Annotated in this window: 26 protein-coding genes; 13 read left to right on the top strand and 13 right to left on the bottom strand. The window is 71.8% G+C overall.

Annotated features, from left to right (window positions below; all coding sequences use genetic code 11):
- Positions 1-5 precede the first annotated feature (5 nt).
- From ABD875_RS14805 to ABD875_RS14790, 4 genes are read left to right on the top strand one after another with little or no spacing between them, the layout of a single operon-like run.
- Positions 6-1,085 carry an adenosine deaminase gene (locus tag ABD875_RS14805; RefSeq protein WP_345178412.1) on the top strand — a complete coding sequence of 360 codons (1,080 nt, stop codon included), beginning with the start codon at positions 6-8 and terminating at the stop codon, positions 1,083-1,085.
- The gene (locus ABD875_RS14800) at positions 1,082-1,558 is read left to right on the top strand and encodes a DUF3592 domain-containing protein (RefSeq protein WP_345178410.1); all 477 of its coding nucleotides are present in this window, start codon (positions 1,082-1,084) and stop codon (positions 1,556-1,558) included. The genes ABD875_RS14805 and ABD875_RS14800 overlap by 4 nt, the downstream gene beginning before the upstream one ends.
- The gene (locus tag ABD875_RS14795) at positions 1,558-2,757 is read left to right on the top strand and encodes a cation:proton antiporter (RefSeq protein WP_345178408.1); all 1,200 of its coding nucleotides are present in this window, start codon (positions 1,558-1,560) and stop codon (positions 2,755-2,757) included. Before ABD875_RS14800 ends, ABD875_RS14795 begins: the two co-directional genes overlap by 1 nt.
- 9 nt (positions 2,758-2,766) lie before the next feature.
- Positions 2,767-3,144, top strand: a complete 378-nt coding sequence (locus ABD875_RS14790) for an SHOCT domain-containing protein (protein ID WP_345178405.1) — start codon at positions 2,767-2,769, stop codon at positions 3,142-3,144.
- On the opposite strand, the gene ABD875_RS14785 is transcribed toward ABD875_RS14790, so the two are convergent.
- Genes ABD875_RS14785 through deoC form a run of 5 tightly spaced genes read right to left on the bottom strand, consistent with a single transcriptional unit; the run spans position 3,137 to position 7,379 of the window.
- Positions 3,137-3,541, bottom strand: a complete 405-nt coding sequence (locus tag ABD875_RS14785; RefSeq protein WP_345178403.1) for a hypothetical protein — start codon at positions 3,539-3,541, stop codon at positions 3,137-3,139. The genes ABD875_RS14790 and ABD875_RS14785 overlap by 8 nt on opposite strands.
- Positions 3,538-4,122: an ATP-binding protein gene (locus ABD875_RS14780; RefSeq protein ID WP_345178402.1), complete on the bottom strand. Its 585-nt coding sequence runs from the start codon at positions 4,120-4,122 to the stop codon at positions 3,538-3,540. The genes ABD875_RS14785 and ABD875_RS14780 overlap by 4 nt, the downstream gene beginning before the upstream one ends.
- Entirely contained in the window at positions 4,119-4,988 is an 870-nt protein-coding gene (locus ABD875_RS14775; protein ID WP_345178401.1) for an aldehyde dehydrogenase family protein, read from the bottom strand. The genes ABD875_RS14780 and ABD875_RS14775 overlap by 4 nt, the downstream gene beginning before the upstream one ends.
- Positions 4,985-6,415 (bottom strand): aldehyde dehydrogenase family protein, encoded by a 1,431-nt coding sequence (locus ABD875_RS14770; RefSeq protein ID WP_345178399.1) that lies wholly within the window; start codon positions 6,413-6,415, stop codon positions 4,985-4,987. Before ABD875_RS14770 ends, ABD875_RS14775 begins: the two co-directional genes overlap by 4 nt.
- 4 nt (positions 6,416-6,419) lie before the next feature.
- A complete protein-coding gene (deoC, locus tag ABD875_RS14765; RefSeq protein ID WP_345178398.1) occupies positions 6,420-7,379 on the bottom strand; it encodes a deoxyribose-phosphate aldolase in 960 nt (319 codons plus the stop codon).
- Positions 7,380-7,432: 53 nt separating this feature from the next.
- Here deoC and ABD875_RS14760 point away from each other — a divergent pair, with 53 nt between their 5' ends.
- On the top strand, positions 7,433-8,044 hold the full coding sequence (locus tag ABD875_RS14760; RefSeq protein ID WP_345178396.1) for a hypothetical protein: 612 nt from the start codon (positions 7,433-7,435) through the stop codon (positions 8,042-8,044).
- Here ABD875_RS14760 and ABD875_RS14755 read toward each other — a convergent pair.
- On the bottom strand, positions 8,041-9,678 hold the full coding sequence (locus ABD875_RS14755; protein WP_345178395.1) for a phospho-sugar mutase: 1,638 nt from the start codon (positions 9,676-9,678) through the stop codon (positions 8,041-8,043). The genes ABD875_RS14760 and ABD875_RS14755 overlap by 4 nt on opposite strands.
- Before the next feature lie 18 nt (positions 9,679-9,696).
- Between ABD875_RS14755 and ABD875_RS14750 the strand changes: the two genes are divergently transcribed.
- Together ABD875_RS14750 and ABD875_RS14745 are read left to right on the top strand one after the other, a co-directional pair.
- Positions 9,697-10,131, top strand: a complete 435-nt coding sequence (locus ABD875_RS14750) for an SRPBCC family protein (RefSeq protein ID WP_345178393.1) — start codon at positions 9,697-9,699, stop codon at positions 10,129-10,131.
- Between the two features lie 240 nt (positions 10,132-10,371).
- A complete protein-coding gene (locus ABD875_RS14745; protein ID WP_345178390.1) occupies positions 10,372-11,547 on the top strand; it encodes an HNH endonuclease signature motif containing protein in 1,176 nt (391 codons plus the stop codon).
- Positions 11,548-11,697: 150 nt separating this feature from the next.
- On the opposite strand, the gene ABD875_RS14740 is transcribed toward ABD875_RS14745, so the two are convergent.
- Genes ABD875_RS14740 through ABD875_RS14715 form a run of 6 tightly spaced genes read right to left on the bottom strand, consistent with a single transcriptional unit; the run spans position 11,698 to position 15,329 of the window.
- Positions 11,698-12,021 carry a hypothetical protein gene (locus ABD875_RS14740; RefSeq protein ID WP_345178387.1) on the bottom strand — a complete coding sequence of 108 codons (324 nt, stop codon included), beginning with the start codon at positions 12,019-12,021 and terminating at the stop codon, positions 11,698-11,700.
- Positions 12,018-12,392: a ribonuclease E inhibitor RraB gene (locus ABD875_RS14735; protein WP_345178385.1), complete on the bottom strand. Its 375-nt coding sequence runs from the start codon at positions 12,390-12,392 to the stop codon at positions 12,018-12,020. Before ABD875_RS14735 ends, ABD875_RS14740 begins: the two co-directional genes overlap by 4 nt.
- Positions 12,393-12,422: 30 nt before the next feature.
- Positions 12,423-13,418: an aldo/keto reductase gene (locus ABD875_RS14730; protein ID WP_345178383.1), complete on the bottom strand. Its 996-nt coding sequence runs from the start codon at positions 13,416-13,418 to the stop codon at positions 12,423-12,425.
- Between the two features lie 8 nt (positions 13,419-13,426).
- Positions 13,427-13,822, bottom strand: a complete 396-nt coding sequence (locus ABD875_RS14725; RefSeq protein ID WP_345178382.1) for a MerR family transcriptional regulator — start codon at positions 13,820-13,822, stop codon at positions 13,427-13,429.
- Positions 13,823-13,855: 33 nt separating this feature from the next.
- Positions 13,856-14,656 carry an NAD-dependent epimerase/dehydratase family protein gene (locus ABD875_RS14720; RefSeq protein ID WP_345178379.1) on the bottom strand — a complete coding sequence of 267 codons (801 nt, stop codon included), beginning with the start codon at positions 14,654-14,656 and terminating at the stop codon, positions 13,856-13,858.
- Between the two features lie 13 nt (positions 14,657-14,669).
- A complete protein-coding gene (locus ABD875_RS14715; protein ID WP_345178377.1) occupies positions 14,670-15,329 on the bottom strand; it encodes a biliverdin-producing heme oxygenase in 660 nt (219 codons plus the stop codon).
- A gap of 124 nt (positions 15,330-15,453) precedes the next feature.
- Between ABD875_RS14715 and ABD875_RS14710 the strand changes: the two genes are divergently transcribed.
- The 6 genes from ABD875_RS14710 to ABD875_RS14685 are packed head-to-tail and all read left to right on the top strand — an operon-like array spanning position 15,454 to position 21,915.
- Positions 15,454-16,557, top strand: a complete 1,104-nt coding sequence (locus ABD875_RS14710) for a heme/hemin ABC transporter substrate-binding protein (RefSeq protein WP_345178375.1) — start codon at positions 15,454-15,456, stop codon at positions 16,555-16,557.
- Positions 16,554-17,630 (top strand): FecCD family ABC transporter permease, encoded by a 1,077-nt coding sequence (locus tag ABD875_RS14705; protein ID WP_345178372.1) that lies wholly within the window; start codon positions 16,554-16,556, stop codon positions 17,628-17,630. Before ABD875_RS14710 ends, ABD875_RS14705 begins: the two co-directional genes overlap by 4 nt.
- Positions 17,627-18,418: a heme ABC transporter ATP-binding protein gene (locus ABD875_RS14700; RefSeq protein ID WP_345178369.1), complete on the top strand. Its 792-nt coding sequence runs from the start codon at positions 17,627-17,629 to the stop codon at positions 18,416-18,418. Before ABD875_RS14705 ends, ABD875_RS14700 begins: the two co-directional genes overlap by 4 nt.
- The gene (locus ABD875_RS14695; RefSeq protein WP_345178366.1) at positions 18,403-19,455 is read left to right on the top strand and encodes a hypothetical protein; all 1,053 of its coding nucleotides are present in this window, start codon (positions 18,403-18,405) and stop codon (positions 19,453-19,455) included. Before ABD875_RS14700 ends, ABD875_RS14695 begins: the two co-directional genes overlap by 16 nt.
- Complete coding sequence (locus ABD875_RS14690) at positions 19,445-20,647, top strand: HtaA domain-containing protein (RefSeq protein ID WP_345178362.1); 1,203 nt, start codon at positions 19,445-19,447, stop codon at positions 20,645-20,647. The genes ABD875_RS14695 and ABD875_RS14690 overlap by 11 nt, the downstream gene beginning before the upstream one ends.
- Complete coding sequence (locus tag ABD875_RS14685; RefSeq protein WP_345178358.1) at positions 20,644-21,915, top strand: HtaA domain-containing protein; 1,272 nt, start codon at positions 20,644-20,646, stop codon at positions 21,913-21,915. Before ABD875_RS14690 ends, ABD875_RS14685 begins: the two co-directional genes overlap by 4 nt.
- On the opposite strand, the gene ABD875_RS14680 is transcribed toward ABD875_RS14685, so the two are convergent.
- Complete coding sequence (locus ABD875_RS14680) at positions 21,902-22,471, bottom strand: TetR/AcrR family transcriptional regulator (protein WP_345178354.1); 570 nt, start codon at positions 22,469-22,471, stop codon at positions 21,902-21,904. The two genes, ABD875_RS14685 and ABD875_RS14680, sit on opposite strands and share 14 nt — an antisense overlap.
- Between the last annotated feature and the right edge of the window lies 1 nt (position 22,472).

Below are 22,472 nucleotides of genomic sequence, written 5' to 3'. Positions count from 1 at the left end.
GGCTCATGACGACGCCGACCCTCGACCAGGTACGACGGGCGCCGAAGGTGCTCCTCCACGACCACCTCGACGGTGGCCTCCGGCCGCAGACGATCATCGACCTCTCGGCCGAGATCGGCCACGCGCTGCCGTCGGTCGGAGGCGACCTCACGGCGGAGTCGCTGGGCACCTGGTTCCGGGAGGCCTGTGACTCCGGCTCGCTGGAGCGCTACCTCGAGACCTTCGACCACACCGTCGCGGTCATGCAGACCGCCGACGCGATCACCCGGGTGGCACGGGAGTGCGTCGAGGACCTGGTCGCCGACGGCGTCGTGTACGCCGAGGTCCGCTACGCCCCCGAGCAGCACGTGTCGCAGGGACTCAGCCTCGACGAGGTGGTCGCGGCCGTGCAGGCGGGCTTCGACGAGGGCGTCGCCGCCTCCGGCGGCCGGATCGTCGTCCGTCAGCTGCTCACCGCGATGCGGCACCAGGCCCGCTCGATGGAGATCGCCGAGCTCGCGATCGCCTGGCGCGACCGCGGTGTCGCGGGCTTCGACATCGCCGGTGCCGAGGCGGGTTACCCGCCCACCCGCCACCTCGACGCGTTCGAGTACCTCCAGCGCGAGAACGCCCACTTCACCATCCACGCGGGCGAGGGGTTCGGGCTGCCGTCGATCTGGCAGGCGATCCAGTGGTGCGGTGCGGACCGGCTCGGTCACGGCGTGCGCATCATCGACGACGTCACCGTGGGCGCCGACGGCTCGGTCGAGCTGGGCCCGCTCGCGTCGTACGTGCGCGACAAGCGGATCCCGCTCGAGATGTGCCCGACCTCGAACCTGCAGACCGGCGCCGCGACCTCGATCGCCGAGCACCCGATCGGGCTGCTGACCAAGCTGCGGTTCCGGGTCACGGTCAACACCGACAACCGGCTGATGAGCCAGACCTCGATGACCAACGAGATGTGGCGGCTCGTCGAGGCGTTCGGCTACCAGACCTCCGACCTGCAGTGGTTCACGATCAACGCGATGAAGTCGGCGTTCCTGCCGTTCGACGAGCGGCTCGCGATCATCAACGACCGGATCAAGCCCGAGTACGCCGCGCTGTGAAGATCCACTACGTCCCGACGCTGCTGCTGGTCGGGACGACGCTGCTGTTCCTGCTGCTCGCCGCAGGGCTGCTGCTCAAGGGACGCTCGGTACGACACCGGGCCCGGACGTTCCGCAGCCGCGCGGTCGACGCGGCGGCCACGGTGGTCGCGATCGAGGCCAAGGACCTGTCCCTCGGGTCGTCCCCGGACACCCGCTACTTCCCGCGCGTCAGCTTCGTGCCGGACGGTGCGAGCGAGCCGGTCGAGGCGCTGACGCTCACCGACGTGCCCGCACCGCCGCCGCGGGTCGGCGACCAGATCGAGGTCGCCTACGACCCCGAGCACCCGGACCGGGTGGACGTCCGTGCGACCGAGGGCACCGTCGAGGGCGCCGGCCGCACGTGGTTCATCCTCGCGCTGCTCGCCGCGCTGACGGCCGCGGGTGTGGCAGCTGCGTGGGTGGTGCTCGCGTTCGTCGTCTGGACGAGCTGATGCCGGAGGCCGGCGAGTCGCTGTTCTGGATCGCCCTCTGCGCGGTCCTCGCGCCGCTCCTGGCCGGGCTGCTGCTGCGCGGCAAGGTGCCCGAGGTCGTGCTGCTGCTGGTCCTGGGGGTGCTGATCGGGCCCAACGCACTCGAGCTGGCGGTCGCCGGCGAAGGCGTCAACACGCTCCGCGAGCTCGGGCTGGGGATGCTCTTCCTGCTCGCCGGCTACGAGCTCGAGCCCGCCGAGCTCGCCGGCCGCGGCGGACGGCGAGCGCTGGTCACCTGGCTGGCCTGTCTCCTGATCGCGCTCGGCCTGGTTCTGGCGCTCGGCACCACCGACCACGTGGACGGCGAGATCGCGGTGGCGATCGCGCTCACCTCGACCGCGCTCGGCACGCTGCTGCCCATCCTCAAGGACGGTGGCCTGATCGGCACGCCGTTCGGCCGGACCGTCCTCAACCACGGCGCGTACGGCGAGCTCGGCCCGATCGTCGCGATGGCGGTGCTGCTCGGTGCGCGCGGGCCCCTGGAGTCGATCCTGGTGCTGCTCGGGTTCGGCGTGCTCGCGGTGGTGCTGCACCGGTTCTCGGCGGGGCTCGGCCGGGAGGGCTCCGGTGTCCTCGCGGTCGTCCGCCGGGGCGCGGAGACCTCGGGCCAGATCCAGGTGCGCCTGGTCGTGCTGCTGCTGGTCACGCTCACCGTCGCGGCCGCGGCGTTCGAGCTGGACGCGGTGCTCGGCGCGTTCGCGGCCGGGTTCGTGCTGCGCCAGCTGGTGCCCGAGGGACACGAGAGCCTGGAGCACAAGCTGGAAGGCCTCGCCTTCGGGCTGCTGATCCCGATCTTCTTCATCACCTCCGGCATGGCGATCGACCCGAGGGCGGTGGTCGAGGAGCCGGTCTCCCTGGTGGCGTTCGTGACGTTCATCCTGATCGTGCGCGGCGGCGTCGTGTTCGTCTCGACGGTCACGAGCGGCGAGTTCGACCGACGGCAGAGCGCGGCGGTGGCGATGTTCGCCGCGACCGGGCTGCCGATCATCGTCGCGGTCACGTCGGTGGCGGTGACGGCGGGGGAGATGACCCCCACGAACGCCTCCGTCCTGGTCGCCGGCGGCGCCCTGACGGTGCTGATCTGCCCGCTGCTGGGGCAGCGGTTCCTCACCGGTGGTCACCCGGATCGGGTGAGCCGGTCCGGTCCCGCCGACTCCTAGGGTTCCGCCGTGGATTCTTTCTGGGACTTCTTCTGGTTCACCCTCTCCTTCTTCCTGCTGATGGCGTACCTCGTCGTGCTGTTCCAGATCCTCACGGATCTGTTCCGCGACAAGGGCGTCAGCGGCTGGATCAAGGCGGTCTGGGTCTTCTTCCTGATCTTCCTGCCGTTCCTGACCTCGCTGGTCTACCTGATCGCGCGCGGTCAGGGCATGGCGGAGCGCAACATCGAGGCGATGCAGACGGCCCAGGCCGACGCGGACGCCTACATCCGCTCGGTGGCCACGACCTCGCCGGCCGAGGAGATCGCCAAGGCGAAGACGCTGCTCGACTCCGGCGCGATCAGCCAGGCCGAGTTCGACGCGCTGAAGGCGAAGGCCCTCAGCTAGGCACGACCGAGAACCAGGTCGTCCGCCACCGGACGGCCGTCAACGGCACGACGGCCCCGCGGGCTGGGTCATAGACGCGGAGGCCGTCGTCGGCCGTTGTGCCCACGGCGAGCACGACGTGCCGGGGCAACCAGCGGGAGCCGACGTACACCGGCACCGGGGTGGGGAGTGCCGCGACCACCTCGTCGGCGCGGAAGCGGCGTACCCGGCCTCCGAGCTCGGCCGCGATCGCCCACGGGGTGGTGCCGAGCGCCCGCGGCCACCAGCGGTTCAGCCGCCGGTGCATGGCCAGCACGTCGGCGGCGAAGTCCGGCCAGGGCCCGGGCAGGCCCTGGGCCACGACCACGACCGACGGGCCGCACGTGCGGCTGTCGGGCTGCTGCGGCCAGGTCGTCACGACCTGATCTTGGCGTACGCCTCCTCGGGCGTCACCGGCACGCAGCCGAGCGCGACCGCGTGCGACACGACGCGGCCCTGGGCGTGCATCAGCGCCAGCCCGCGGCGGATCAGCACCAGGGGTGGCTTGCGGTGCTCACGCAGGTCGCGGGTGAGCCGGCGCCAGAACGTGACCATCGGGTGCTGGCGCACGCAGTACGCCGCCTCGAGCAGCCCGGCCTCGCGGGCGTGCGGCACGATCTCCTGGGCGAAGATCCCCTCGGCCAGGAACACCTCGTGGTCGCCGAGGTCCAGCGTCTGCCAGCCGCAGCGGCCGTTCTGCGAGATCTCGTAGATCGGCACGTCGGCGCGGCCGGTGCGGCACAGCTCGTCGAGGGCCGCCATGGCGTCGTCGAGCAGCCAGGACTGCGGGTCGTCCCAGTCGACGATGCCCGCGTTGGCACCCTCGGTGATCAGCGGCAGGGTCGGGTCGTCGCCGCTCTTGTAGAAGTCGTCGAGGCGCAGCACCGGGAGACCGATGCGCTCGGCGAGGCGGGACTTGCCGGCACCCGAGGGACCGGCAAGCACGATCACACGTCTCATACGCCGATCGGGTGCCAGACGGTCTTGGTCTCCAGGAACGCCGTCATCGGCTCCAGGCCCGGGTCGAGCGTCCAGTCCGGCTCGGCGGCGGGGGCACGGCGCACGCGCTTGAGGTTGTCGGCCGCAGCCACCTCGAGGTCGGTCGCCAGCGCCGGGTCACCCGCGATGCCGGTGAGGTCGATCGCGTTGACGTCCATGTGCGAGGCCAGCCACGGCCCGACGGTCGCGGCGGAGCCGGTGAGGATGTTCACCACGCCACCGGGCACGTCGGAGGTGGCCAGGACCTCGGAGAACGTCACCGCGGGCAGCGGCCGGTCGTACGACGACACGACCACCACGGTGTTGCCGGTGACGATCGCGGGTGCGACCACGCCGATGAGGCCGAGCAGGCTCGACTCCTGGGGCGCGAGCACCGCGACCACGCCGGTCGGCTCGGGCGTCGAGAGGTTGAAGAACGGGCCGGCGACCGGGTTGGCGTTGCCGACCACCTGGGTGATCTTGTCCGCCCAGCCGGCGTACCAGACCAGCCGGTCGATGGCCTCGTCGACGACCTTCTCGGCCTTGCTCGCCGACAGGCCCTCGGACTGGACGACCGCCTGCACGAACTGCGGGCGGCGGTCCTCCATGACCTCCGCGATCCGGTAGACGATCTGCGCGCGGTTGTACGCCGTGCGCCCCGCCCAGCCCGGGAAGGCCTTGCGCGCGGCGGCGACGGCGTCGCGGGCGTCCTTGCGCGACGCCAGGGCGGCGTTGGCCACGAACTTCCCCTTGCTGTCGAAGACCTCGTAGGAGTAGCCCGACTCGGAGCGGGGGAACGCGCCCCCGACGTAGAGCTTGTAGGTCTTGCGGACGTCGATCCTGCTCACTTGAGGTACCCCTCCAGGCCGTGCCGGCCGCCCTCGCGGCCGTAACCGGACTCCTTGTAGCCACCGAAGGGGCTGGTCGGATCGAACTTGTTGAACGTGTTGGCCCACACCACGCCCGCGCGCAGCTTGTCGGCCATGTGCAGGATCAGCGACCCCTTGTCGGTCCAGACGCCGGCGGACAGGCCGTACGGCGTGTTGTTGGCCTTCTCGACGGCCTCCGACGGCGTGCGGAAGGTCAGCACCGACAGGACCGGGCCGAAGATCTCCTCGCGGGCGATCCGGTGGGCCTGGGAGACGCCGGTGAACAGCGTCGGCGGGAACCAGAAGCCCTTGGTGGGCAGGTCGCACGCGACCTCCCACCGCTCGGCGCCCTCGGCGTCGCCGACGCCCGCGAGCTCGCGGATCCGGGTGAGCTGCTCACCGGAGTTGATCGCGCCGATGTCGGTGTTCTTGTCCAGCGGGTCGCCCATGCGCAGCGTCGACATCCGGCGCTTGAGCCGCTCGAGCACCTCGTCGTACACGCTCTCCTGCACCAGCAGCCGGGAGCCCGCACAGCAGACGTGGCCCTGGTTGAAGAAGATGCCGTCCACGATGCCCTCGACGGCCTGGTCGATCGGTGCGTCGTCGAAGACGATGTTCGCGGCCTTGCCGCCGAGCTCGAGGGTGACCTTCTTGCTCGTGCCGGCGACGGTGCGCGCGATGGCCTTGCCGACCTCGGTCGAGCCGGTGAACGCGACCTTGTCGACGTCCGGGTGGCCGACCAGCGCCTGGCCCGTCGCGCCCGCGCCGGTCACGATGTTGACGACACCCGCGGGGAGGTCGGCCTGCTGGCAGATCTCGGCGAACAGCAGCGCCGTCAGCGGCGTGGTCTCGGCGGGCTTCAGCACGACGGTGTTGCCGCACGCCAGCGCCGGCGCGATCTTCCACGCGAGCATCAGCAGCGGGAAGTTCCACGGGATGACCTGCCCGGCGACGCCCAGCGGCTGCGGGTTCGTCCCGAAGCCCGCGTGCTCGAGCTTGTCGGCCCAGCCCGCGTAGTAGAAGAAGTGCGCCGCGACCGTGGGAACGTCGACGTCGCGCGACTCCTTGATCGGCTTGCCGTTGTCGAGCGACTCCAGCACCGCGAGCTCGCGGCTGCGCTCCTGGATGATCCGCGCGATCCGGTAGAGGTACTTGGCGCGCTCGCGGCCGGGCATCCGCGACCAGACCCGGAAGGCCTTCCGCGCGGCCTTCACCGCGGCGTCGACGTCGGCCTCGTCGGCCTCCGCGATCTCGGCGAGGACCTCCTCGGTGGCCGGGCTGATCGTCTTGAACGACGTGCCGCGGCCATCGACGAACTCGCCGTTGATGAACAGGCCGTACGACGGCTTGATGTCGACGATGCTGCGCGACTCGGGAGCCGGCGCGTAGTCAAAGGGGTTGCTCATGCGATCAGTCCAGCGTGAAGTAGTCGGGACCGGAGTAGCGGCCGGTGGTCATCTTGGTGCGCTGCATCAGCAGGTCGTTGAGCAGCGTGGAGGCGCCGAAGCGGAACCAGTCCGGGTCGAGCCAGTCGGGACCGGTCACCTCGTTGACCATCACGAGGTACTTGATCGCGTCCTTCGAGGTGCGGATGCCGCCCGCGGGCTTCACGCCGACCATCTGGCCGGTCTGGTCGCGGAAGTCGCGGACCGCCTCGAGCATCACGAGGGTGACCGGCAGGGTCGCGGCGGGCTGCACCTTGCCGGTCGACGTCTTGATGAAGTGCGCGCCGGCCATCATCGCCAGCCAGCTCGCGCGGCGTACGTTGTCGTAGGTCTGCAGCTCGCCGGTCTCGAAGATGACCTTGAGGTGCGCGTCGCCGCAGGCCTCACGGACCTGGGCGATCTCCTCGAAGACCTGCAGGTAGCGCCCGGCCAGGAACGCGCCGCGGTCGATGACCATGTCGATCTCGTGGGCACCGGCGTCGACGGCGTCCTTGGTGTCGGCGAGCTTGATGTCCATCGCCGCGCGGCCGCTGGGGAACGCGGTCGCGACCGCGGCGATGTGCACGCCGGAGTCACCGAGGGTCTCGCGGGCGACCGGGACCATGTCGGGGTAGACGCAGACGGCCGCGACCTGCGGGCAGGACGGGTCGGCCGGATCGGGGCGCATCGCCTTCGACGCGAGCGCGCGGACCTTCCCCGGGGTGTCCTGGCCCTCGAGCGTGGTCAGGTCGACCATCCGGATCGCGAGGTCGATGGCGTAGGCCTTCGCGCTGGTCTTGATCGAGCGGGTGCCGAGCCCGGCGGCCCGCGCCTCGGCGCCGACCTGATCGACGCCCGGGAGGCCGTGCAGGAACCTCCGCAAGGAGGCGTCCGTGCGCGTGACGTCGTCGAACGACGAGTCGAGGACGGGGGAGGAGGTACTCACCGACCCAGCATAGGGTTGACGTCGCGATGAGCCACAACCAGAAGCGAGTGACCATGACCTCCCCAGGGACCCCCGAGGTGAGCACCGACGTCGTCGAGCGGTTCCAGCCCACCAGCGGCCGTCTCCCGGGCGCCATCGGGCTGCTCACGGCCGCCATCGTCCTCGGCCTCGCGGTGTGGCCGCGCTCGACCGGAACCCCGCTCGGCGTCGCGATCGTCGCGTGCTTCGGAGCGCTGGTCACTTGGCTGGTGCTGCTCCGCCCGGCGCTGTGGGTCACCGAGCACGACCTGGTGCTGCGCAACATCCTCACCACGACGTACGTGCCGCTGGCCGCGGTCGACCGGGTGCTCACCACGCAGGTGCTGACGGTGACGGCCGGCGAGCGACGGTTCATCTCCCCGGTGGTCGGCTACACGCTGCGCCAGAACGTGACCGGCCGGAACCGGGACGCGAAGGCACCGTCCGCGGTCGACACCTACCAGGTGTTCGTGGAGGAGCGGATCCTGTTCCACGCCGACACGGCCCGCGAGCGGCTGCGCATCACCAAGGGCTCAGCGGAGCAGCAGGCACTGGCGTCCGGCGTACGCCGCGCCCTCGCCTGGCCGGAGATCGCGGGGCTGGCCGGCCTCGCGCTCGTCTTCGTGGCCTGGTTCTTCGCGCACTAGATGCCGGCGGCGGCCTTGATGCCGTCGCGCAGCGCGTCGAGCCGGCCGACGGCGGCGATCCTGGCGGCGTCGACGCCGTCCTCCGGCGTCACCGCGACCACGACCTCGAGGTAGCACTTGAGCTTCGGCTCGGTGCCGCTCGGGCGGACGATCACCCGCGCGCCGTCGGCGAGCCGGTAGCGCAACCCGTCGGTCGGCGGCAGCTCGGGCGAGCCGAGCGCGAGGTCGTCGACGCCCTCGACGGCCAGCCCGCCGAGCGTCGTCGGCGGGTTGTCGCGCAGCCGCTGCATGGCGTTGGCGATCTCGCTCAGGTCGGTCACCCGCACCGACAGCTGGTCGGTCGCGTGCAGCCCGTGCCGGGCCGCGAGGTCGTCGAGGATGTCGACGAGCGTGTGGCCCTCGGCCTTGGCCTCGGCGGCCAGCTCGCAGAGCAGCAGCAGCGCCGAGACGCCGTCCTTGTCCTTCACGTGCTCGGGGTCGACGCAGTAGCCGAGCGCCTCCTCGTAGCCGAACGCCAGGCCCTCGACACGACCGATCCACTTGAAGCCGGTCAGCGTCTCGGCGTAGGGCTGGCCGGCGGCCTTCGCGAGCTTCCCGAGCAGGCTCGACGAGACGATGCTGCAGGCGTAGGTGCCCTGCTTGCCGCGGCTGAGCAGCGCGTGCGCCAGCAGCGCGCCGACCTCGTCACCGCGCAGCATCCGCCAGCCGTGGGGCCCGGGCACGGCGGCCGCGCACCGGTCGGCGTCGGGGTCGTTGGCGACCACGAGGTCAGCGCCGCGCGCGTCGGCGAGCGCCATCGCGAGGTCCATCGCGCCCGGCTCCTCGGGGTTCGGAAACGCGACGGTGGGGAAGTCGGGGTCGGGCTGCTCCTGCTGCTCGACGATCGCGGGCTCGCTGAACCCCGCCGACTCCAGCACCCGCTGCACCGTCGTACCGCCCACGCCGTGCAGGGGCGTGTAGACGATGTCGAGGTCGCGCGGCCCGTCGGTCGCGAGGTCGGCGACGGTGTCGAGGTAGCGGTCGACGAGCTCCTCGCCGACCACGGTCCCGGCGGTGCCGCGGGGCACGTCGTTCACCGGGCCGACGGCGGCGATGCGGCGCGCGATCTCGGCGTCCGCGGGCGGGACGATCTGGCTGCCGTCGCCGAGGTAGACCTTGTAGCCGTTGTCCTGCGGCGGGTTGTGGCTCGCGGTCACCATCACGCCAGCCGCGCAGCCGAGCTCGCGGATCGCGAACGCGAGCAGGGGGGTGGGCAGCGGGCGTGGCAGCACGTACGCCTTCAGCCCCGCTCCGGTCATCACCTCGGCGGTGTCCCGGGCGAACACGTCGGAGTTGTGCCGGGCGTCGTACCCGATCACGACGGCGCCGTGGGTGACGCCGGTGTCCTTGAGGTACTGCGCGAGGCCCGCCGCGGCGCGGGTCACCACGACGCGGTTCATCCGGTTGGGGCCGGCGCCGAGCGCGCCGCGCAGGCCGGCGGTGCCGAACTCCAGCGTGCCGTCGAAGCGATCCCGGAGGTCGGCGGCGTCGCCGCCCTTCTCGACCTCGTCGATCGCCGCCTCCAGCTCGGCCCGGGTCTGCGGGTCGGGATCGGCGGCGGCCCAGGCCCGGGCCTCGGTGAGGAGTTCGTTCATAGGGGGCACCATACGAGGGTGCGGGCCACCTACACCTTCTCCGGGACCTGGGACGTGCCCGCACCGCCCGCCGCGGTGCACGCGGTCCTCGTCGACCTCGAGCACTACCCGTCGTGGTGGCCCCAGGTGCGAGCGGTCGCGTCGCTCGGCCCCGACGACGCCCGCGTGCTCTGTCGCTCGGTGCTGCCGTACACGCTCGACCTGGTGCTGCACGCCGTCTCGCGCTCACCCGCCCGGCTCGAGGTCGCCGTCTCCGGGGACCTCGCGGGCTCGGTCTGCTTCTGGCTCACGCCCACCGCCGCGGGCACCCGGCTCGACCTCGCCCAGGAGGTCGTCGTCGGCGGCCTCCTCGGCGTCGCCTCGTCGGTCCTCAGCCCGGTGCTGCGCTGGAACCACCACCGGATGATGGCCGGCTGCGTCGCGGGGCTGGCCGTGGCTGCCGGGGGCGGATGAGCGTGGGCCGCGGGTTGGTTCGGGTTGGCCGCCGATAGGGCCTTGAAGGGGTGCGGTGGGTTCGGGCTGGCGCTGCTTCCCGGCTTTCCGGTCGCGACGGTGGTTGAGGAAGGCGCCCTGGGCGCCTGTCTCGAAACCACCGAAACGCGCGAAGGTAAAGTCGCAGAAGGTTGTCCACATCCCAGCAAAACAAGGGGATTCTCGGGCCTGACTGTCGGTGGTCCCTGCTTGAGTTGATCCATGGCAGCCACCACGATCACCCGCACCGAGCAGGTGCTGGCGGCTGCCCACGCTACGCGTTCGACGATCACATCACTCGAGGCCGAGCAGCTCGTGCAGGCAGTTCAGTGGGCGGAGCTGCATCCCGGCGACGTGGTCGATGAGTCGGTGCCGTGGGGTGACCGCGACCTGGAGATCGCCGGAGACGGCGCACCGACCGTGGCGGAGTTCGCGATCGCGGAGTTCGCCTTTGCGGTCGGGCTCAACACCGACGCGGGTCGGGTCTTCATCGGCGACGCGGTCGAGCTGTGTCATCGGCTCCCGCGCACCTGGACCCGCGTCCTCGCGGGCGAGGTGGTGGCGTGGAAGGCGAGGAAGGTCGCCCAGCAGACCAAAGCGCTCCCGATGGACGCCGCCGCGTTTGTGGACCGGGCGCTCGCGCCTGTGCTGCATTTGTGCAACTTCGCGCAGATCGAGCGGACCGTCGAAGCAGCGCGTGCGGACTTCGACCCCCAGGGTGCTGAGGAGCGACGTCTCGCGGACGCGGAGGAGCGGCACTTCGACATCCACCTGGATCGGGTGTCGTCGACCGGGCTGGTCGACGTGTCCGGAACGTTGGACGTCGCCGACGCCTACGCGCTGCAACAGACGATCGCCGCCACAGCAGCCACCCTCGACCCTGAGCTCCCGCTCGACGTCCGCCGCTCGATCGCTGCGGGGATGCTCGGCACCGGCGGCATGGAGCGTGAGGTCGTGATCTACGCCCACACCCGGCCGGACCAGTCGATGGTCGAGGTCGAGAACACCCGCACCGTCGTGACTCCCGACCAGGTCCGCGGGTGGTGCGAGCAGGCCGGCACGAAGATCACCGTCCGGCCGGTGCTGGATCTCAACGAGAACCTCGCCACCGACTCCTACGCACCCACGGAACGGCAGCAGGAGCAGGTGACGCTGACGTTCCCGACGTGCGTGTTCCCCAGCTGTAGCCGGCCCTCACGCACCGCCGACACCGACCACATCGACGACTTCCCCCGCGGCCGCACCGAGACAGTGAATCTCGCGCCCCTGTGCCGCGGACACCACCGCCTCAAGACCCACACCGCCTGGACCTATCACCGGATGGGACCCACCACGTTCGTGTGGACCAGCCCCCACGGCCACACCTACCTCGTCGACATCGACCGACATATCCACTGACCACGACCCCGCCGACCACGGCCGGCGGGGCGATCGTCGTGTTCTTTCTTGCAACGGTGACCACCACGGTCGACCCGAGCGGACCCGCAGGCCAAGAAGGCACCCCCACCCCGCGCAGGCCATCAGGCGTCGCGCGGGGCCCTCCGAGCCTCAGGACTCCGACTCGGATCGATCAGCGCCTCGCACGAGTGCGCTCGCTGCGACGCCGGCCAGCCAGACGAGGATCCCCAGCATCACGGAGAACACGATGACCGCGATGCCGAGGCCCAGCTGCGGGTGCTCGTAGCAGGTGAAGTCCGAGGTGCCTTCGGGGAAGTAGGTGCCGTCGGCGCACTCAGTCTCTCTACGCTTCGCCAGCATCGCGATCCCGTCGATCAGGCCGATGAGAGCGAGGACGGTTCCGACGACCATCGCTGCCTGGATGGCGCTCTCCTGACGGCTGGGCGCCTGTCGGGGGTCGGAAGCGGACCTCACGGGCCCGCCTCCACGCTGACTTCCCATCCGTCGTACTCGCCGCGAGGGCGGGTCCCCGCGAGCGTCTCGAAGTAGGAGCGAGCGTCGCGGACCGTCTCGGGGTCGAGGGCCGCGACCTGTCGCCCGGCGACCACCACCCACCGGCGGTCGGGGGAGGGTTCGACGCCGCGGATCTCCCAGCCGCTGCCCTGGATGTCCAGGGCAGCGGCTCGTGCCGTCTCCTCGCGCGCGAAGTACACGTAGTGGACCCAGTCCCGCACCGCATCCAGTCCGACGTCCCGCGCGATCAGCGCGATCAGCTGGTCGTCGCCGGGATGGCCGGTCGAGGGCAGGACCGGTGTCGGCCGCTTGCTCCTACGGAAGATCCCCATGCGGGGCACCCTGCCCACCGAGGAGCCGGTTCAGGCGTCGATCGAGCTCATGTCGCCGTAGCGGTCGCCGACGACGGCGTCGCGCGGGACCGCGGCGGCGAGGGCGGCGAGGTCGGCGTCGGTGAGCTGGACGTCCGCGGCGCCGACGTTCTCCTCGAGGTACTTCACGCGCTTGGTGCCGGGGATCGGGGCGATGTCGTCGCCCTGAGCGAGGACCCAGGCGAGCGCGAGCTGGCCGGGGGTGCAGCCCTTCTCCTCGGCGATCGCGCGGACGGCGTCGACGAGCTTGAGGTTGGCCTGCAGGCCCTCGCCGTTCAGCCGTGGGAAGTACGCCGAGCGGCGCGAGTCGTTCTCCTCCAGCGACGACTCCGAGGTGATGGCGCCGGTGAGGATGCCGCGCCCGAGCGGGGAGTAGGGCACCAGCCCGATGCCGAGCTCGCGGATCGTCGGGAGGATCTCGTCCTCGAGGTCGCGCGTGAACAGCGAGTACTCCGACTGCAGCGCGGTGACCGGGTGCGTGGCGTGCGCGCGCCGGATGGTCTCGGCGGAGGCCTCGGACAGCCCGAGGTGGCGGACCTTGCCGGCCTCGACGAGCTCGGCCATCGCGCCGACGGTCTCCTCGATGGGGACGGTCTTGTCGACGCGGTGCTGGTAGTAGAGGTCGATGTGGTCGACGCCGAGCCGCTGGAGCGAGGCGTCGCAGGCGGCACGGACGTACTCGGGCCGGCCGTTGATGCCGACGCGGGTGCCGTCGGGGAGCCGCTCGTTGCCGAACTTCGTGGCCAGGGTGACCTCGTCGCGGCGCTCGGCGATCGCCCGGCCGACCAGCTGCTCGTTGGTGAACGGGCCGTACATGTCGGCGGTGTCGAGGAACGTCACGCCGAGGTCGAGCGCGCGGTGGATGGTCGCGATGCCCTGGTCCTCGTCGCCGGTGCCGTAGAACTCCGACATGCCCATGCAGCCGAGGCCGAGCGCGGAGACGGTGAGCGGGGAGGTGGTCCCGAGCGTGCGGTTCTGGAGAGTCATACCGCTACTCAAGCGGTTGGAGCGCGCTCCAGGTCAAGGGCCGCCTCGATCTTGTCGGTGTAGATCCCGATCTTGCGGTCGATCGCGCCGAGGTGCTCCTGCACCTCGGCGAGCTGGGCGAGCACGTGGACGCGGTGGGCGCGCAGCAGGTCGAGCCGCTCCTGCTCGTTGCCGTCGCCGTGACGGACCAGCTCGGCATACCGGCGTACGTCGCGGATCGGCATGCCGGTGCCGCGCAGCCGGTTGATCAGCTCGATCCACCGCAGGTCGGCGTCGCTGTAGCGCCGGTGGCCGGTCGTGCTGCGCTCGACCGGGCGCAGCATCAGCCCGTCCTTCTCGTAGTAGCGCAGGGTGTCGGGCGTCAGGCCGCTGGCGGCCGCGGCCTCGGCGATCGAGTGGCTCACCCTGCCAGTGTCAGGGTTGGAGTGCACTCCAGGTCAAGACGTGCGGTCCAGCGCCGGGCGCTCGATCTCGCTCATCGCGTACGGCCCGCCCACGTGCGCGCCCTCCGCCTCGTCGTCGGGGCCCGGTGTCACCGACGCGGCGAACTCCTCGGCGTCGTCGAGCGGCTCGTAGCCGAGGGCTCGGCCCGGCTCGAGGTCCCACCACGCCCGGGTGTTCGCCGAGATGCCGTACAGGACCGCGAATCCCGGAGCCGTGGCCGTCAGCGCCGCGTCGACCATCCGCACGCAGTCGTCGGGGGAGAGCCAGGTGGACAGGTTGCGGACCGTCTCCGGTCTGTCGACGAACGAGCCGATCCGGCAGGCGACGGCGTCGATGCCGTGGCGGTCGACGTACAGGCTCATCAACGCCTCCGCCGCGACCTTGCCGACCCCGTAGAACGTGTCCGGACGGGGCCGGGTGTCGACGCCCACCAGGTCGGTGCGCGGCGTGCGACCGACCGCGTGGTTGGAGGAGGCGTAGACGAACCGGGGGACGTCGTGCTCGACCATCGCGTCCAGCAGGGCCGCGGTCGTCACCACGTGCGAGGTGAGCGAGTCCGGCAGGCTGGCCTCGCCGGGGTGGCCGGCGAGGTGCACGACCGCGTCGGGACGCTCCGCGGCGAACACCTCCGCGACGGCGTCGGGGTCGGTGGCGTCGACGGAGTACCAGGCGGCGTCCTCGCCGTCCGGCTGCGGGACCAGGTCGAGGCCGACCACGGTGTACCCGCGGTCGGCGAGGCCGACGGTGACCACGCGTCCGATGCTGCCGGCCGCGCCGGTGACGAGAACCTTCACCCCGGCAGGTTACTCAGCGGGCGTAGGACCCCAGGTTCTTGCCGAGCTCGACGAACAGCGCCTGGTTCATGCGGAAGGCCACCTTGACCTCCTCGACGACCCGGGCCTGGTCCTCGGCGCCCATGCCGAGGGCGTCGAGCCGCGCGCGGTAGCCGTCCTTGTAGATCTTGGGCTTCTCGATCTCAGGGAAGTCGTAGAACGACACGCCCCGGCCGCCGAGCTCGAACGTGCGGTCCAGGATCCGGCCGATCGCCTGGCCGCCGGACAGGTCGCCGAGGTAGCGCGTGTAGTGGTGCGCGACCAGGAAGCCGCCCCACTGCGCGGCCTGCTCGAGCCGGGCCCGGTAGGCGTCGGCGGCAGGGGAGTCGACGGTGCGGGTGCCGTCCGGGCACCAGTGCTCGAGGTCGGCGTCGATCGCCGCGAGGCGCTCGAGGGCCGTGTCGTGGACGGCCGCGACCGCGGGGTCGTCGAGCCGGTCGCGCAGGAGCGGCTCCATCGTGGAGTACACGACGCGCAGCCGCAGCAGCAGGTCGGCGTACCCCTGCTCGTTGACCCGGCCGCCGAGCAGCTCGGACATGAACGGCGAGTCCTCCGCCTGCTGGTGCTCGGCCATCGAGCCCTCCCGCATCGCAGTGGACAGCGACAGGCGGGTGCTCTCGTCGAGGACGGTCATGCAGGGACTCCTGGGGTTTTGTTGACGAACTGTCACGACAGGTTGTCCATAAGATACTGACAACCTGTCGAGACGTCTAGTGATTAGGTTAGGCAAGCCTTAATTCAGTGCTAATCTCAGCCTCATGTGGGGAGGACTGCGGGCGCTGACCGCTGTGCTGGTGACCGGCGTCGTGCTGGCGGGCTGCGGCCTGTCCGGGGGCGCCGAGCCGTCCGACGACGCGTCGGCCGCCGCCTCCGGCACCACCGCGCCGCCGCTGGCGGAGGTCACGCCGCTCGACGACGTGCGCGACTGGGAGGGCGAGGTCGTCGCGGTCGCCCAGACGCCGGTCGACCCGGTCGCCGACCCGGAGCCGGCGCTGCCGGTCACCGTCACCGACTCCCAGGGCACCGAGGTCACGGTCACCGACGCCAGCCGGATCCTCGCGCTCGACGTGTACGGCACGCTCGCGCGCACCGTGTTCGAGCTCGGCCTCGGCGACCACCTGGTCGGGCGCGACATCTCCACCGACTTCGACGAGGCCGAGGACCTGCCGCTGGTCACCCAGGACGGCCACAGCCTCAACGCGGAGGCGATCCTCGGGCTCGACCCGACCGTGATCCTCACCGACACCTCGCTCGGGCCGTGGGACGTCGTGCTGCAGATGCGCGACGCCGGCATCCCGGTGGTGGTCGTCGACTCGCATCGCGGCCTCGACAACGTCGCCGACCTGATCCACGCGGTCGCCGACCCGCTCGGCGTGCCGGAGGCCGGTGACGCGCTCGCGCAGCGCACCCAGGACCAGATCGACGACGTGACCGCCGAGATCGCGAAGGTCGCACCGACCGACGAGGGTGAGAAGCTGCGCACGGTGTTCCTCTACGTGCGCGGCCAGTCGGGCGTCTACTACATGTTCGGTGAGGGCTCGGGCGCCGAGTCGCTGATCGAGGCGATCGGCGGGTACGACGTCGCCGGCGAGATCGGCTGGGACGGCATGAAGCCGCTCACCGACGAGGGCCTGGTCGCCGCGCAGCCCGACCTGGTGCTGATCATGACCGGTGGCCTGGACTCCGCGGGTGGTCTCGACGGACTCCTCAAGAGACTTCCGGCCCTAGCGGAGACGCCGGCCGGGCAGCACCGTCGTTTCGTGGCGATGGACGACGCTCAGATCCTCGGGTTCGGCGCGATCACCGCGAGCGTGCTCAACGCGCTCGCGGTGGCGACGTACGCCCCGGGGTCCATCTCATGAGCGCGACCGTCGTCGACCGCCCGCGGCCGGCGATCCGCGCGGTCGCCGGCCGGGTCGGCCTGCTCGGCGGGTTGGGCATCGCCCTGCTCGTGGCCCTGGTGTTCGCGGCCGGGCACGGCCAGCTCGACATCCCGCCGTCCGAGGTCCTCGGCTCGGTGCTGCACCGGATCGGCATCGACCTCGGCCCGCTGCCGCACCACCCGCAGGGCGAGAACACGCTCTGGCAGGTGCGGTTCCCACGGGTGGTCATGGCCGCGCTCGCCGGCGCCTGCCTGGCCACGGCCGGCGCCCTGATGCAGGGCGTGTTCGGCAACCCGCTGGCCGAGCCCGGCATCGTCGGCGTCTCCGCCGGCGCCGCGGTCGCCGCGGCGACCGTCATCGTCTTCGAGTGGACCTTCGCCGGCACCTGGACGATCGCGATCTGCGCGTTCGTCGGCGGCTTGGTCACCACGCTGCTCGTCTACGTCACCTCCCGCGACGGCGGCCGTACCGAGGTCGTGACGCTCGTGCTCACCGGCATCGCGGTCACGGCGATGACCTCGGCGGCGCTGGCGTTCCTGATGTTCCTCGGCGACACCCAGGCGCGCGAGGAGATCGTGTTCTGGACCCTCGGCAGCCTCAACGGCTCGCGGTGGGAGTACGTCGGGGTCGTGTTCCCCATGGCCGTCGCAGGCATCGTCGCGGCGATGGTCCTGGCGCCCAAGCTGGACCTGCTCGCGCTCGGTGACCGTGCCGCCCGCCACGTCGGCGTCGACGTCGAGCGGCTGCGGCTCAGCATCATCGTCGTGGTCGCGGTGCTGACCGCGGCGGCCGTCGCGTTCTGCGGGATCATCTCGTTCATCGGGCTCGTCGTCCCGCACCTGATCCGGATGATCGCCGGGCCTGGCCATCGGCTGCTGGTCCCCGCGAGCGCGCTCGGTGGCGCGCTGCTCCTCGTGCTCGCCGACCTGTGGGCGCGCACGCTCGTCGACTACGCCGACCTGCCGATCGGCATGCTGACCGCGCTGGTCGGCGGCCCGTTCTTCTTCTGGCTGATCCGCCGCGCCCGCAAGACCGCGGGGGGCTGGGCATGACCGCCATGACCGCCCGCGGCGTCAGCGTCGCCTTCGACGGCACCCCGATCCTCACCGACGTCGACCTCGACGTCCGTCCCGGCGAGGTCGTCGCGCTCGTCGGCCCGAACGGCGCCGGCAAGTCCACCCTGCTCGCGGTGCTCGCCGGTGACGTCGAGCCGACGACCGGCCGGGTGACGCTCGAGGACCGCGACCTCGGCGCGTACCCCGCGCGCGAGCTCGCCCGCCACCGCGCCGTCCAGCTGCAGAAGCAGAGCCTGGCGTTCGGCTTCCGCGTCGCCGAGGTGGTCCGGATGGGCCGCACCCCGTGGCACCGCACGGAGCGCGAGGACGACGACGAGCGCGTGATCGCCGAGTCGATGGAGCGCGCCGACGTCGTCGAGCTCGCCGAGAGGCTCTTCCCGACGCTGTCCGGCGGCGAGCAGGCGCGCACGTCGTTCGCCCGCCTGCTGGCCCAGGCGACCCCGGTCCTGATGCTCGACGAGCCGACCGCCGCCCTGGACATCCGGCACCAGGAGTCGCTGCTCGCGGTCGCGAGCGAGGCGGCCTCGGCCGGGGCCGGCGTCGTCGTGGTGCTGCACGACCTGTCGCTCGCGGCGGCGTACGCCGACCGCATCTGCGTGCTGTCCCACGGCACCGTCCGCGCCGACGGCCCGCCGGCCGAGGTGCTGACCTCCGAGCTGCTGAGCGAGGTCTACGCCCACCCGGTCGACGTCATCGAGCACGACGGCAACCTGCTGGTCGTGCCGGTCCGCGTGAAGGGAGCGGTCCCGTGGCCCGCCGGCTGATCCTGGCCGCGGTCGCCGCGGCCGCCGTCCTCCTGCCCGCGCCGGCGTTCGCCGACGGCCGCGTCTCGGTCGACCCCGGGACCGTCGACCCGACGTACGCCACCACGATCAGCGTCTCCGGCTCCGGCTTCCAAGCCGTCAAGGGCGGCCACGGCGGCATCTACGTGTTCTTCGGGACCGTGAGCTCCGGCTGGCAGCCCAGCAAGGGCGGCGTCACCGGCAAGGACTACTTCTACGTGCCGGACAGCGAAGCCAAGAACAACCAGGGCTTCCAGCGGTACGTCGCGTTCCCCGGGTCGGACACCGCGAGCTCGGCGAACGGCGGCGTGATGAGCGCGTCCGGCTCCTGGTCGACCCAGCTCGTGGTGCCGGGTGCGGAGTTCCGGGCCTACGACCGGGCCGGGAACGTGAAGACCATCGACTGCCGCGAGGTGACCTGCGGCGTCATCACCGTCGGCGCGCACGGTGTCGCCAACGGCAACAACGAGACGTTCACCCCGGTCAGCATCGGCACGGCCAGCAGGCCGACCTCGACCGCGTCGGCCGCCCCGAGCGCCACCGCCCAGCCGACGCCGACGGCCGGCGCCGAGGCGCCCACCGGCACGGCGGTCCCGGCGACCGCCGGACCGGCCACCCTCGAGGTCGACCGCGAGTCGGCGGTCGCCGGCAACGTGCTGGCGTTCACCGCCTCGGGGCTCGAGCCCGGGGTGCAGGTCTCGGCCGTCTTCGACGACGGCGCAGCGGGGGCCGGGCCGTTCCTGGTCGGTGCCGACGGCACCCTCGCCGGCGTGATCACGCTGCCGGCGGCGACGGGTGCGGGCACCCACGAGCTGCGGCTGTTCGGCGTCGAGGACGCCCCGTCGGTGCAGTTCGCCGTGGTCGGCGCGGCCGTCGAGGAGCCGACCACCGAGGCCTCCGCCACGGACGACGACGAGCTGCGCGTCGCGTGGCTGTTCGCCGGCGCCGCCGCGCTCGTCCTGGTCGTCGCGCTGGCGCGGCTGTTCCTGCGCTACCGGGGGAGCCGTCGTGCGGCGTGACCGGGTGGCGGCAGCGGCCGCGATGCTGCTCAGCGGGCTGCTGGTCGGCGTACCCGCCATGGCCGAGGACGAGCCGTCGACGACGGTCGTCCAGGTGGACGACGCCGTGCTGCGCTGGGGTATCAACAACGAGTCCAGCAACCGCGCCTACGCCCCGCGCACCTACAACTTCCTCTCCGCCGGCCTCGTGCCCGACCCGGGCGAGGGCGGCGAGACGATCCCGCAGTCGCGGTGGCGGGCGACCGCGGGCGCGGTCCAGATCCAGAAGTGGGACGGCTCCACGTGGCGGAAGGCGACCTGGGCCGGCCTCTCGACCGACAGCGCCGGCCGGCCGCTGGGCTCGCCGACGTCCGGGACGTTCAGCAACCACCGGTTCGAGGTCTCCGGTGGTGTCGGTGAGGTGGACGCCGAGGCGGGCACGGCCCACGTGGAGTGGGACGGCGACCTGACGGTCCTCTACTACTCCGGCATGTCGATGTTCCACGTGTCCGACCCGGTCCTCGACGTCGCCGACGGCCGCGGGACGCTCACCGCGACCGTCCAGGGCTACGCCTCGTCCGTGGACGACCCCGAGATCTGGGAGCCGGTCGAGGCCGCCACCGTCACGCTCGCCGACCTGCCCGAGGTCGACCTGTCCGACGAGCGCGGGCTGACCGCGAAGCCGGCGTACCTCGGCGTCCGGGTGAGCGGTCTCGGGCAGGTGACCGGCGATCGGTACTCCGGCTCGTTCCCGCAGAGCTTCGTCGACTACATGGACCGGCTCGGCACGGCACCGTTCTGGCTGTCCAGCGGGGCGGCCACCGACCCGTTCAAGGTCGCGCTGCCGGTCAGCGTCGGCTTCGACGCGGCCGTCGAGCAGCCCGAGCCGACGCCGACCGCCCAACCGACCAAGGAGCCGATCGAGAACCCCGTCGTGCCGGCGCCGGTGACCGTGACGGTCACGGCCCAGCCCGACCCGGTCGTCCAACCGGCCCCGCCCGCCGTCGTACCGCCGACGGTCGCGGTGCCGCCCACCGCCGCCGCGGTCGGCGCCCTCCCGGTCGCCGCCCAGCTCGTCGCTGCGCCGGAGCCGGTCGCCGCGACCACCCCCGACGAACCCACCGACCCCACCCCGGTCTGGTGGCTCGGAGCCGGCCTGCTGCTCGCAGCCGCGCTCACCCTGCTGATCCCCTTCCGGAAGGAATCTCGATGACCCTCGTCCGTCGCGTGGCCGCCCTGGCCACGCTGTCCCTCGCCTCCGCCGGGCTCGTCGGCATCGCCGCGCAGCCCGCGTCGGCGGCCGACGCGTCGTTCACCTGGGAGATCTCGAAGCAGTTCGACGAGCACCTCTCCAGCCACACGCTGAGCGGCGGCGCGACCGAGGCCGCCGACGGCGTGATCACGTTCCCCGGCGGCGAGGGCTCCTTCGACCCCGAGACGGGCGCCGGCACGATGCAGTACGACGGCTCCGTGGTCGGGGCGTTCACCGGGTTCTACTCGGTGACGATCGCCGAGCCGGCCGTGTCGATCGACGAGGACGGCAACGGCGAGATCACCGCGCTGGTCTCCGGCTGGGAGGCCGCGTCCGAGACCACGCCGAGCCGGGTCGTCGTCACGACGTTCGACGCGTCCGAGGGCTGGGGCGACGGTGCCGTCTCGGCGACGCCGGACTGGGCCGGCGTGCTGCCGTCCGGGGCCGAGTCCGCTGCGCTCGGCATCCCCGCGGGGCAGCCGGTCGAGGGCCAGTCGTTCGCCGCGTCGTTCCTGGGTCAGGTCACGAGCGGCGTGCGCGCGCACTTCTACGCCAGCGGCCGGACCAGCGACCCGAACAAGCCGCCGGCGCCGTTCACCGCGACCGCCGCCGAGGCCGGCCCGACGGTCGCTGTCGCGTCGTCGTACGAGGCCAAGTCGGTCCTGATCGACGTCGACGGCACGGGCTTCGACGGCGGCACGCCGCCGGTGGACGACGGTGTCTACGTCGCGCTCGCGCCGGCCGGCTCCTTCCCCGAGACCGACGACTTCGAGGACCAGGAGAAGGTCGCCGACGCCGAGTGGGTGCCCGCCGCGGCGATGCTCGACGGCACGTTCTCGGTGACGCTCGACCCGGAGAACCAGTACCTCGACCCCAGCAAGCAGTACGCCGTCTACACCTGGCAGGCGCACGCCCACTCGAACCCGAGCCAGGACACCGAGACCGCGGTGACCATCGACTGGTCGAAGGTCGGGTCGGCCTCGAACCTGAAGGTGACCGCGAAGCCGGGCAAGCTCCTGGTCGCGAACGGCACCGCTGTCGGCAAGGTCAGCGTCAAGCTCACCAAGGGCAAGGCCACCAAGTCCGCGAAGGCGACGATGACCGGGGGCAAGGCCACGGTGAAGCTGCCGAAGCTCACCACGGGCACGTGGAAGGCGGTCGTGACGTTCGCGCCGTCGAATGCTGCCTACAAGGCCGCGAAGAAGACGGTCAACGTCACGGTGAAGTGACGCCCACTGCCCTCAGCACGAACGACTCGATCGTGCTGGGCGGCAGGGTCCGCGGGCTCAGGCAGGCGTGGATCAGGGACATGGTCCCGGGCACGTCCTCGATCGTGAAGGCGCCGGTCTCCATGCCGGACTCCAGGATTCCGCGCAGCACGTCCTCCACCGCGACGACGTGCTCGCGGATCGCCTGGCGCGAGTCGGCGCCCAGGAAGCCGTAGAGCTGCGGGCCGAGGCCCATGTGGAACCGCTCGCTCTCGGAGAGCTGGTAGCTGATGTAGAGCCGCAGCCGCGCGGTCGGCTCGTCGGCCTCGGTGAGCGAGGCCAGCAGCCGGGTGAGGTACTGCTCGGTCTCGTGGCTGGCGAACGCCACCACGACCGACTCCTTGTCGGGGAAGTGGTGGTAGATCGAGGTCCGGCCCAGCTCGGCGCGCTCGGCGATGGCCGCCATCGAGATCGCGTCGAAGCTGCGCTCGGCCATCAGCTCGGCGAACGCCTCGAAGACCCGCTGCTGCAGCTGCTCACGGTGCTGCTGGAGGGAGTCTCCTGAGATTCGGGGCACG

It is taken from the genome of Nocardioides caricicola (assembly GCF_039541135.1).
Classification (GTDB): Bacteria; Actinomycetota; Actinomycetes; order Propionibacteriales; family Nocardioidaceae; genus Nocardioides; species Nocardioides caricicola.
Note: the sequence above shows the minus strand (reverse complement) of the source record. Positions and strands in the feature narration are given on the sequence as shown.

Excerpts from the sequence above, each read along its gene's own strand:
- ABD875_RS14730 (WP_345178383.1), bottom strand. The coding sequence starts at position 13,418 with ATGACTCTCCAGAACCGCACGCTCGGGACCACCTCCCCGCTCACCGTC.
- ABD875_RS14735 (WP_345178385.1), bottom strand. The coding sequence starts at position 12,392 with ATGGGGATCTTCCGTAGGAGCAAGCGGCCGACACCGGTCCTGCCCTCG.
- ABD875_RS14685 (WP_345178358.1), top strand. The coding sequence starts at position 20,644 with ATGACCCTCGTCCGTCGCGTGGCCGCCCTGGCCACGCTGTCCCTCGCC.
- ABD875_RS14715 (WP_345178377.1), bottom strand. The coding sequence starts at position 15,329 with ATGACCGTCCTCGACGAGAGCACCCGCCTGTCGCTGTCCACTGCGATG.
- ABD875_RS14780 (WP_345178402.1), bottom strand. The coding sequence starts at position 4,122 with ATGAGACGTGTGATCGTGCTTGCCGGTCCCTCGGGTGCCGGCAAGTCC.
- ABD875_RS14710 (WP_345178375.1), top strand. The coding sequence starts at position 15,454 with ATGTGGGGAGGACTGCGGGCGCTGACCGCTGTGCTGGTGACCGGCGTC.
- ABD875_RS14770 (WP_345178399.1), bottom strand. The coding sequence starts at position 6,415 with ATGAGCAACCCCTTTGACTACGCGCCGGCTCCCGAGTCGCGCAGCATC.
- ABD875_RS14700 (WP_345178369.1), top strand. The coding sequence starts at position 17,627 with ATGACCGCCATGACCGCCCGCGGCGTCAGCGTCGCCTTCGACGGCACC.
- ABD875_RS14760 (WP_345178396.1), top strand. The coding sequence starts at position 7,433 with ATGACCTCCCCAGGGACCCCCGAGGTGAGCACCGACGTCGTCGAGCGG.
- ABD875_RS14755 (WP_345178395.1), bottom strand. The coding sequence starts at position 9,678 with ATGAACGAACTCCTCACCGAGGCCCGGGCCTGGGCCGCCGCCGATCCC.
- ABD875_RS14795 (WP_345178408.1), top strand. The coding sequence starts at position 1,558 with ATGCCGGAGGCCGGCGAGTCGCTGTTCTGGATCGCCCTCTGCGCGGTC.
- ABD875_RS14805 (WP_345178412.1), top strand. The coding sequence starts at position 6 with ATGACGACGCCGACCCTCGACCAGGTACGACGGGCGCCGAAGGTGCTC.
- ABD875_RS14745 (WP_345178390.1), top strand. The coding sequence starts at position 10,372 with ATGGCAGCCACCACGATCACCCGCACCGAGCAGGTGCTGGCGGCTGCC.
- ABD875_RS14705 (WP_345178372.1), top strand. The coding sequence starts at position 16,554 with ATGAGCGCGACCGTCGTCGACCGCCCGCGGCCGGCGATCCGCGCGGTC.